The sequence below is a fragment of the uncultured Streptococcus sp. genome (assembly GCF_963536705.1).
In the GTDB taxonomy this organism is placed as follows: domain Bacteria; phylum Bacillota; class Bacilli; order Lactobacillales; family Streptococcaceae; genus Streptococcus.
Map to the genome: position 1 here is coordinate 1 of NZ_CAUTAP010000026.1, position 10,582 is coordinate 10,582.

Consider the following 10,582-nt stretch of genomic DNA (forward strand, 5'->3'; position numbering starts at 1 on the left):
AGGTATTCGTTTTTATTGTCTATTTTAGCGCTTCATTTCTTCCGATACTGGCTTGGTGTCATTTGGTAGTATTTTTTAAACTGGCGGTTGAAGTTGGACAGGTTATTAAAGCCTGCTTGGCTGGAGATTTCCAGTACAGAGAGATTGGAGTGCTGCAGGAGTTCGGCCGCCTTGCGCAGGCGGAATTGGATCAGGTACTCAATGCAGGAAACGCCCAGATGCTTCTTGAAGAAGTTCATGAAATGGGTCGAACTATAGCCACAGATGCCAGCCAATTGGTCAATATTTAGGTCTTCTTGGTAGTGGGCATTGATGTAGTCGATGATGGAGCGAATTTTTTCTTCCTTGCGATAGCCTTCGGGTGACAGGTCTTTGGAAATGACATAGCCGTTCTCAAAGAGCAGGTAGAAGAGTTGGTTGAGTTGGGCTTTGAGCTGAAACTCGTAGTGAGATTTGCGGAAATAGCCTGTTTCCATAGCTGCTAAGAGGCACTGACGAATCTCCGCATAGGCTCTATCATTGGACTTGATAACATGAGTCAAATCCAGCTGACCATTGTAGAGGGGCTGCAGATAGTTGATGCTGGCTTGGTCCATGGCAGAGTAGCCCATCAAATCTAGATGAAAATTAATGGCGTCCATATAATGGCGCTCGTCGTTGATGGGGTGGATGGAGTGCAGGGCATTGGGACGAATCAGGATAATATCACCTTTTTCGCTGTTAAAGTAGTCGTCGTCAATATGAAATTGTGCTTTTCCTTCGTGGACATAAATCATTTCAACATCGGTATGCCAGTGGAAAAGAATATCTGGATGACCATTCTCAGTGATGGTGCGGGTCAGAGAATAAGGGGTTCCTTGGTTTTTAAAAACGGTATTTTTATGTAGTTGGCCTAAATCAATCATGGGGACACTCTTTCATAGAATAGTACAATTTGTTAAGATAATTGTGTTAGAAAATATGTTTGACAACTATTATAATATAAATACAAAAAAAACGAAAGCGAGAAAATGCAAATGGGTAAATTTCCGCAGAATTTCCTCTGGGGCGGTGCAACTGCAGCCAACCAGTATGAAGGTGCCTATAATCTGGATGGAAAAGGCCTGTCTGTTCAGGATGTGACTCCAAAAGGCGGAGTGCCAACCAAGCCAGGTGACCGCAATCCTTTGATTACCGAGGGACCGACACCAGATAATCTCAAACTGGAAGGAATTGATTTCTACCATCGTTATAAGGAGGACGTTGTTCTCTTTGCAGAGATGGGCTTCAAGGTCTACCGGACTTCCATTGCCTGGTCTCGGATTTTCCCAAATGGGGACGAGCTGGAGCCCAATGAAGCTGGTCTGCAATTCTATGACAATCTTTTTGACGAACTGGCCAAATATGGCATTGAGCCGCTGATTACCCTGTCTCACTATGAAACTCCCCTGCATTTAGCGCGTCAGTACAATGGCTGGGCCAACCGTGATTTGATTGGCTTCTATGAGCGCTACGTCCGAACGGTCTTTACCCGCTACAAGGACAAGATCAAGTATTGGCTGACTTTTAATGAAATCAACTCTGTTCTCCATGCTCCCTTTATGAGTGGGGGCATTGCCACGCCAGCTGAAGAACTATCCAAGCAGGACCTCTATCAAGCGGTCCACCATGAGCTAGTGGCTTCTTCCTTAGCAACGAAGATTGGTCATGAGATCAATCCTGATTTTAAGATTGGCTGTATGGTCCTGGCTATGCCAGCCTATCCTATGACACCTAAGCCAGAAGATGTGTTGGCAGCTCGGGAATTTGAAAATCAAAACTACCTCTTCTCTGATATCCATGCGCGTGGAAAATATCCAGCCTATATCAATCGTTTCTTCAAGAAGAATGGGATTGAGATTCAGTTTACGCCGGGCGACAAAGAGCTTTTAGCTGAAAATACTGTAGACTTTATTTCCTTCTCCTACTACATGAGTGTGGTTGCGGCTCATGATCCGGAAAATTATTCTTCCGGCCGAGGCAATCTTCTAGGTGGCATCCTAAATCCTCATCTGGCTAGCTCAGAATGGGGTTGGCAGATTGACCCAGTCGGCCTGCGCTTGGTGTTAAATAGCTTTTATGACCGCTATCAGCTCCCTCTCTTCATCGTGGAAAATGGTCTCGGTGCCAAGGATGTCTTGGTGGATGGTCTAACTGGCCCAACGGTTGAAGATGACTACCGCATTGATTATCTCAAACAGCATTTACAGCAGGTAGGAGAAGCGCTGGAAGATGGCGTAGAACTGCTAGGTTACACAACTTGGGGCTGTATTGACCTGGTCTCAGCCAGCACGGCAGAACTCAGCAAGCGTTACGGCTTTATCTACGTTGACCGCAACGATGACGGTAGCGGAACCCTAGCCCGTTATAAGAAAAAATCTTTTGATTGGTACAAAGAAGTCATTGCGACGAATGGAGACAGTCTCTATCAGGATTGAATGACTTAAACAAAATAGAATGGCTCCTATAAAATATACCAAGTCCTATCCGGCTTGGTTTTTCTATATTTTAAGATGGGAATTGGCTGAAGCCTCTTGATTTTAAAAGCAAGAGGAGAAAATGCAGTAGTTTGAGGGAAGCTGTCTCTATAAAAAAATTAAGAGTTTATTCGCAAAATTGCAGATATTTGAATCCGTTTACAAAAAAACAAAGACACCTCAAATAAAATATGGTATAATATATTAAGAATTTTTACTTCAGGAGGGGAAATCATGAGTAGGAAAATCCGTTTCATTTCTCTGCTTACTCTGTTGATTTGTTTTCTGATGGGCTGCAGTCTTTTTCAAAAGAACGGTGGAGGTCCGGGAGAGCAAGGCAGCCAATTTTCGGAAAGTGTTCGTAAGCTGAGAGAAAAATACAGCAAAAATACTCCTTATGATGTCCAAGAAAAGGTCATTCAGATCAAGGAAAATGAGCCTATTACATTTCCGACAGAGGTACAAAAGCCTAACGATTTTGAGACACTGCCACATGCAGGACAGACTGAGTTAATTTCTTCCTTTGAAATTTATGGGGACAGCAACTTACGAGCTATTTTAGGGGGTGACTTTAAGATGAATGATAAGCGGCAGATAGTGATTGAGCCAGCTTATCATTTCTCTGCGACTAGAGTGGAGGCAAATGGAGAGCATACGGAATATGGTCTAGCCAAGCAAGGTGAGAGCTGGGGTGTTTTTGATACGCTCTATTTGCTGCAACGGGATGATGAGCGAACAGGTAAAAAACTTAAAAAGCCAAAACTTTGGATCGTTAAGATAGATAAGAAAGGGCGTGACAAGCTAGCTCTGAAAACTAAGAGCAGCCTGCTCGGAGATGGTCGCTTGCAGCTGGAATGGACCGAAGTATCGGGAGCGGACTCTTATTCCATTATAAAAAGAGAGTATGTGACCATGCCTGGCAGTGATACGAAGACAGGTCTTTACAACTATAAAGAGGTCGATCGGGTCACTTCGACAGTCTATCGGACAGATTTGCCTACCCACTATGATAGCCGCAACGGAGACCGTTCTGGTGATGATCCAATTCTTGCCAGACAACGGTTGCTGCAGGCTTACGACCAGGATTACAGTAAGAAAACGGTTGAGAAAAAGCCTTATGAACTCCTTGTTGTTCCCCTTAAAGACAAAGAAGCTTTAGGAACTATCAGCAATCCTATCTCATCTGATAGCTTTGCGAAACTGATGCCGAATCAAATCGATTTTCGGACTTTTTCTGACCAGGTTTCCGCTCTGCGGCAGAAAGGAAATATTCCTGAAGAAGCACCGCTGCAGATGATGGATGGCCAGATTCAGAACTTTCCAATTGTCTATGAAAAAATCGAAAAAGAAGGCCGGGATGTCAGATGTCTGGTCTCTATCAAGGGCATGCCTACTGTCAAAACGGACTTTTTCATTGAACAGGCCAGTGTCGAAGAAGTGCAGCCTGTTGTAGATAGGCATAACGAAAAGGTCAATAAAGAGGAAAGCAAGTCTGGTGTTTCAGAGAAATATATCAGCGTAGAGCAGGCTGACTTGGATCTCAAGGGTAAAACAGTCGTTCATGATGTTAGTGATATTGAGGAAAGAGTGGCAGCCAGAAGTGCAGCGCAGGAATATTTTGCCAAGGCTCTTCTGTCAGATGCTGAATATGTTGATTACAGTGAGTTTCCGGAGCTGAGTGAAGGAGATGTCAGTGAATTGCTTCACGATGTTTTAGAGCAAAATCCAGTGATTCAGCAGGGAGTAGTTCCTGCCATTGATGCTAAGCAACATGTGGTAAGTTTTAAATATGATGCTGATGAAACAGCCAAATATAAGAAGGCCAGAAAAAAAGTCAAAGAGATTGTTAAAGACATCATCAAAGATCAGATGAGCGACCGAGAAAAGATTGAGGCAATTAATCAGTATATGATTGAGCATATTAGCTATGATAAGGCTGCTTACCAAGGCTTTTTGAATTACAAAACATCTATTGAGAATAAAGAATCAGAAGAAGCTATTTCAAAAGCGTTTAAGGATATGCAAGACGGTATTCGCAAGTATGAATCTAGTTTTGATATTACTGGTCCGCTATTTGAGGGTAAGGGAGTCTGTCAAGCTTATGCTGTAACCTTCCAGGCTCTTGCTCAGGAAGCTGGTCTCGAAACCATGTATGTGAGTGGAAATACAGATGATTTTGACCCGCATGCTTGGAACTTCGCAAAAGTAGATGGTCAGTGGCTGGCTTTAGATGTTACCTGGAATGACTCTGACGGAGACAGCAATAAAACAGAAAATGAATACTTGCTATTGGCCATGGATAATCCACTCTACGCACAGAGCCACTATGCCTTTGACAGATACGAAGATGCTATTAAAGAATGATGATCCAAATAGAAGCAATCTTTAAAAGATGCCTAAGTCTTGTAAGGCAAGGAAGAAGCCAATCAAAAACCCTGAGATAACAGTATCTCAGGGTTTTTCTATGCTTTTATTTCTTCCAACTTTCGACTTCTTTCTGGTGGTTTTTGATCCACTCTTTGGCTGCGGCTTCTGGTGAGCTGCCTTCGTTAATCTTAAGCATGACTTCTTCCATGTCCTTTTGAGTCCAGTTGAAGTTGTCTAGGACCTTGTTGACTTCTGGTAAGTCCTTGTCTAGATTTTTTCGAGTGATAGTGTGGATAGCTTCCTTGCCACCCATGGTTCCCTTAGGATCCTTGAGGTATTTGAGGTCGTATTTGGAGAACATCCAGTGTGGTGACCAGCCGGTTACGATGATATCTTCTTTATTCTTAATAGCTTGATCCAGAGCAGTGGTCATGGCTCCTGTTGAGGAAGAAGAAAGATTCCAGCCACTGAGATTGCTGTATTCTTGCATAGTCTTCTCAGTCGCGGTCATGATACCAGCGCCGGGCTCAATACCTGTGATGGTTTTCTTGGCTTGGTCTGACAGGTCTTCGATGGAGTCAGCATCCATATAACTTGGTACGACTAGCCCTGTCTTAACGCCCTCAAGGTTTGGCCCCAAGTCCACTAGCTTATCCTTGTACTCCTCATAGAGAGCAGCATGGGTAGTCGGCAACCAGGCAGAAACCATGGCATCGGCTTCGTCATTAGCAACGGACTTCCACATAACGGCATTGTCCAGCGGTGTGATGGTGACATCGTAGCCCATTTCCTTGAGAGCTTCCGCTACGACATTGGTTGAGGCAACTTCGGAGTCCCATTCAACATAGGCAAGGTTGACTTTTTCTTTTTTGCTTTGCTGAAGCTTGGTCACTTGATTTCCGACAAAGGCTGTCAGGATGATAGCAGCCAGAGCAGACCAGAGCATAATCTTGTTACGTTTTTCCTTAGCAGTGACCGGTGATTTTTTAGCCAGAGGCTGGTTGAGCTTCTGGGTCAGGCGGTCAATAATAATAGCTAGGATAACCAGAGATACCCCATTGACAAAGCCGGAACCGATGTCGGCATGCTGCAAGGCAGAGAGAACGCCGCGGCCCAGTCCTGGCGCTCCAATCATAGAGGCGGTAACGACCATAGACAGAGCCAGCATGATGGTCTGATTGACCCCAGCTAGGATAGTATTTTTTGCCAGAGGCAGCTCAACTTTGAAGAGCTTCTGCTTGCCAGTGCCCCCGAAGGAGTCTGACGCTTCAATCAGCTCAGTCGGAATCTGACGAATGGCTAGATTGGTAAAGCGGACAGTCGGTGGCAGGGCAAAGATGACAGAGGCAAAGACCCCAGGCACCATACCAATACCGAAGAAGGCCACGGCCGGTATCAGGTAGACAAAGGCCGGCATGGTCTGCATAAAGTCTAGCAAGGGCTTGATAACTGCTTCGACACGATTGCTCTTAGCCATCCAAATCCCCAGTGGAATACCGATGATAATGGAAATGGCACTGGAGACGATGACCAAGGTCACAGTGTTCATAAGATTTTCCCAGAGGCCTTGGTTGTAAACAAAGAGCAGGCCTAGGAAGGTGAGCAGGGGCAGCCCCAGCTTACGCTTGGAAATCAAATAGGTAAAAATAGTGATGACTGCGATAAAGAGCAGGGGCGGAATGAAGAGCAGGGTGTCTGTCATTCCATTCATGATGGCGTTTCCGATAGCCTGAAGGACTGAGAAAAGCCCGGAGAAGGTATCAGTTACCCAGTTAGTAAAGGACTCAACCCATTGAGAAACGGGGATTGGCTGTTGTAAAATATTCAAAATGCGAACCTCCCTTATTCTTCAGATTCAGTAGTATTGGCCAAGGCTTCGATGACTCGACCTTTGATAATAACGCCGACCAACTTGTCCTTATCATCTACAACGGCCAGAGGCGCTGGTGAATCGTAAATCAGCGGGAAAATATCGGTAATCAGGGTTTCCTGAGTGACCTTGCGGACGTTCTTATCAATCACTTCAGCCAGTGCTTGATGCTCCTTGCGGGCATCGCGGGCGGCTTCGGCAGTCAGACTGCCCTTGAGATGCCGCTTCCTATCCACAGCCAGCAGCATACTGACCTCTTCTTTTTTCATGCGATTAAGGGCCACGGTTGGTCCGTCGATGTCAATGTTGGTGGTCAGTGGCGTTGTCATGATATTCTGGGCAGTCAAGACCTTGGAGCGGTCCACATCTTCAACGAACTCTCGAACGAAGTCATTGGCTGGATTGGTCAGGATTTCCTCACCGGTGCCAATCTGCATAATCTGACCGTCAGCCATAATAGCAATACGATCACCGATACGCAGGGCCTCATTGAGATCGTGCGTGATAAAGATAATGGTACGCTCATGCTCTGCCTGCAGATCCAGCAGTTCATCCTGCATTTCTCGGCGGATGAGGGGGTCTAAAGCTGAGAAGGCTTCGTCCATGAGCAGAATATCAGGATTGTTGGCCAAAGCTCGAGCCAGACCAACCCGCTGCTGCATCCCACCAGAGAGCTGATCGGGGTATTGGTCCTTGAAGGACAGGAGACCAGCATTGTCCAGAGCTTGTTCAGCTAGGCGCGTGCGCTCTTCCTTATCAACACCTCGAACTTCCAGACCGAACTCAGTATTTTCCAGAATGGTCCGATGTGGGAAGAGGCCGAAGTTCTGGAAGACCATATTGAGCTTGTGGCGGCGAACGTCACGCAGCTCCTCTTCGTTCATCTTGGCCACATCTTGGCCGTCAATGTAAATGTCGCCTGATGTTGGGTCAATCAATCGGTTGAGCAGGCGGATAAGGGTAGACTTCCCACTACCGGACAGTCCCATGATGACAAAAATTTCTCCGGTCTGAACCTCAAAGTTTACATCGTAAACTCCGACAGTAGCACCTGTTTTTTCTAAAATTTCCGTCTTGCTTTTGGCTTGCTGCACCATTTCCAGTGCCTGCTTTTGCCTTTTTCCGAAAATTTTAGTCAAATGTTTTACTTCTAGTTTATTCAACGTATTTCTCCTTTTACACAAGTGACTACATATTTATTTTGATGAGTTGTCACTTAAAAGACCATCACAGTATAACATCGTGTGGTCACTTTGTCAAACCCAAAAGACCGTCAGACCGGCCTTTTTCGGCTATTATAAAAAAGGAGGTTGATTTTCTAGAATATTTCTGAAAGTCATAAAAACCTTGTCAGACAGCGGATTCGCCTGTCTATTCTGTTTTTTTGACAAAGAAAAAACAAGTGCTGTTTCACTTGTTTGTTTCAATTTCATTAAAAAATAAATTATGCATCAAAGCGACTGATAATTCGTTGCCAACAAAATAGATGGTATTGCCGGCTTCCAGCTTGGTATAAGGACCAGGCGAGATTAGGAGTTGGTCTCCCTGCTGGACTGCGACAATGGTAGCGCCAGTCGAGTGCCAGATATTGAGTTCATTGATAGATTTTCCTAGGTTGATGGCGTCTGCTGAGAGCTGGAGCTCGTAGGGATTGAAAGGGAAGCGCTGCTGGACATCCTTGGTACGACTGAGAAGCTGATTGAGTAGCTGGGAAAAGTTGGCAAATTCTTCCTCTTGGCGCTGGATGCTCTGGTGGAGCTTGCTTTTGAGGTCCTGCAGAGAGTTGACATCTTTATAGGTCTCGAGGAACTGCTGGGCTTTTTCCTTGGAAGAAATGAAGGCTCCACTGCCGTGGCGGACTTCCATGATTTCCAGGTCTACCAGCACATTAATAGCCTTGCGGGCTGTCTCAGGGGAGACATTGAAGTTGCTGGCTAGGGTAGAGCGGGCATAGATCTTGCTTCCGATGGGATATTTGCCGTCAACGATTCGCTCGGCAATGGCGACGGCAATCTGCTGGTAGCGTGGGAATGCGACTTCTTTTTTGCTCATGAGGACCTCCAATTTTACGACAGGAATATAGCTATGATTATAATATAAAACTGGAAGATTGAAAAGTGCCCTTTGTAAAATCGACCGTCTTAACCGCCTCTTCTTGCCTTTCTTTTTACTTTTTTAAGTAGTATAATATGTCTAAAAGTTAGAGGTCTTCTGGAAAAGGAACAGTAAAAACCAGATGATAAAGATAGAAATGGATAAAAAGATGACTGTAAAGATGGTAGCGACAGACATGGATGGAACCTTACTGGACGGACAGGGACAGCTGGATTTGCCTCGTCTGACAACTATTTTAGATGAATTGGAGAAGAGAGACATTCGCTTTGTGGTGGCTACTGGTAATGAAATTCCACGAATGCGTCTGCTATTGGGAGATTTGGTAGAACGAATGACCTTGGTAGTCGCCAACGGAGCGAGGATTTTTGAAAAGAACCAGCTAAGCATGAGCAGCTTCTGGGAAGCCGGATTGATTAGGGATGCACTGGCTTACTTTGCTGGGCGTGAAAGGGAGCTTCAGCTGGTTATGACCAAGGAAATGGCTCAGCTTTTTCATAAGCGGATGAACTTTGTGCCAAGACTTCAGGATTATCCCTTTGACAAGGTCTTGAAAATGAGTATGATGGTAGAAGAGGCTGCAGCAGCAGAGCATGCTCGTCTGATTAATCAGCATTTTGCAGGCCGATTGAGCGCTGTGGCCAGCGGTTATGGAGCCATTGACATCCTCCAAGATGGGATGCACAAGGCTTGGGGCTTGCAGCAGCTGATGGCTAAGTGGCAGATTCAAAGCTCGGAAATCATGGCTTTTGGCGATAGTGAAAATGATGTAGAAATGCTTGAATTAGCTGGTATTTCTTACGCTATGGAGAATGGCGATGAGCGGGTCAAAAAGGTAGCAGATTACCTAGCGCCGGCCAATACAGAAGCCGGTGTTCTACAGGTGATTGAGCAATACTTAGAAGAGGAAAAAGAATAATGGCAGTACAATTATTAGAAGAATGGCTTCTCAAGGAGCAGGCAAAATTGCAGCAAAACTACAGAGAACTCAATCAAGTCTCCGTCAAGGAGCCAGACATCATCTTTATCGGAGACTCCATTGTGGAATACTATCCTCTCTATGAGCTCCTGCAGACGGATAAAAGACTGGTCAACCGCGGCATTCGGGGCTATAAGACTGATTTGCTTTTAGAAAACCTAGATGCCCATCTCTTTGGGCAGGCACTGGATAAGGTCTTTATCCTGATAGGTACCAATGACATTGGCAAGGAGATGCCTCAGACAGAAACGCTGGCCAATTTGGAAGCCGTCATTCAGGAGATTTCTCGTGACTATCCTTTGACTCAGATCCGATTGCTGTCGGTCCTGCCGGTCAATGAAGCTCCAGCCTACAAGAGCACAGTCTATGTCCGCAGCAATGAAAAGATTCAGGCCCTCAATCAGGCCTATCGCCAGCTGGCTAGCGCCTACATGAATGTCCAGTTTATTGATCTCTACGATGCTTTTCTGGACGAGGGAGGCCAGCTGCGCCCAGACTACACAAGGGACGGCCTCCATCTGACCATTGCTGGCTATGCAGCCCTGTCCAAGGCTTTGCAGGAGACGTTATAGAGATAAAAATAGGGAGCGAAAAAAGCCCAACCAGACAAATCTTCAAAGGAAGATTTTTTTTTAAAACTTTTGGTTTACAAATGTAAATCTTAGAGGTAAAATAGGATTATAAGATTTACAAATGTAGATTTAGAAAGGAGAGGTCATGCAAATTTCCAATGCGGAATGGCGCATCATGAAGATTATC

8 protein-coding genes are annotated in these 10,582 nt (G+C 45.3%); 4 read left to right on the plus strand and 4 right to left on the minus strand.

Annotated elements, in window-relative coordinates:
* Window positions 1-32: 32 nt before the first annotated feature.
* Entirely contained in the window at window positions 33-905 is an 873-nt protein-coding gene (locus RWX26_RS11105) for an AraC family transcriptional regulator (protein ID WP_002929196.1), read from the minus strand.
* A gap of 105 nt (window positions 906-1,010) precedes the next feature.
* Between RWX26_RS11105 and RWX26_RS11110 the strand changes: the two genes are divergently transcribed.
* Both RWX26_RS11110 and RWX26_RS11115 read left to right on the plus strand, forming a co-directional pair.
* Window positions 1,011-2,456 carry a glycoside hydrolase family 1 protein gene (locus RWX26_RS11110; RefSeq protein ID WP_314581773.1) on the plus strand — a complete coding sequence of 482 codons (1,446 nt, stop codon included), beginning with the start codon at window positions 1,011-1,013 and terminating at the stop codon, window positions 2,454-2,456.
* A 273-nt stretch (window positions 2,457-2,729) separates the two neighbouring features.
* Complete coding sequence (locus RWX26_RS11115) at window positions 2,730-4,859, plus strand: transglutaminase domain-containing protein (protein ID WP_314581776.1); 2,130 nt, start codon at window positions 2,730-2,732, stop codon at window positions 4,857-4,859.
* A 106-nt stretch (window positions 4,860-4,965) separates the two neighbouring features.
* On the opposite strand, the gene RWX26_RS11120 is transcribed toward RWX26_RS11115, so the two are convergent.
* From RWX26_RS11120 to RWX26_RS11130, 3 genes are all read right to left on the minus strand, one after another.
* On the minus strand, window positions 4,966-6,690 hold the full coding sequence (locus RWX26_RS11120; protein ID WP_268689269.1) for an ABC transporter permease/substrate binding protein: 1,725 nt from the start codon (window positions 6,688-6,690) through the stop codon (window positions 4,966-4,968).
* Between the two features lie 14 nt (window positions 6,691-6,704).
* Window positions 6,705-7,895 carry a glycine betaine/L-proline ABC transporter ATP-binding protein gene (locus tag RWX26_RS11125; protein ID WP_268689270.1) on the minus strand — a complete coding sequence of 397 codons (1,191 nt, stop codon included), beginning with the start codon at window positions 7,893-7,895 and terminating at the stop codon, window positions 6,705-6,707.
* A gap of 247 nt (window positions 7,896-8,142) precedes the next feature.
* Complete coding sequence (locus tag RWX26_RS11130; protein ID WP_268689271.1) at window positions 8,143-8,784, minus strand: GntR family transcriptional regulator; 642 nt, start codon at window positions 8,782-8,784, stop codon at window positions 8,143-8,145.
* A 184-nt stretch (window positions 8,785-8,968) separates the two neighbouring features.
* Between RWX26_RS11130 and RWX26_RS11135 the strand changes: the two genes are divergently transcribed.
* Window positions 8,969-9,763 (plus strand): Cof-type HAD-IIB family hydrolase, encoded by a 795-nt coding sequence (locus tag RWX26_RS11135; RefSeq protein ID WP_268689272.1) that lies wholly within the window; start codon window positions 8,969-8,971, stop codon window positions 9,761-9,763.
* A complete protein-coding gene (locus tag RWX26_RS11140) occupies window positions 9,763-10,395 on the plus strand; it encodes an SGNH/GDSL hydrolase family protein (RefSeq protein WP_314581787.1) in 633 nt (210 codons plus the stop codon). Before RWX26_RS11135 ends, RWX26_RS11140 begins: the two co-directional genes overlap by 1 nt.
* Window positions 10,396-10,582 lie beyond the last annotated feature (187 nt).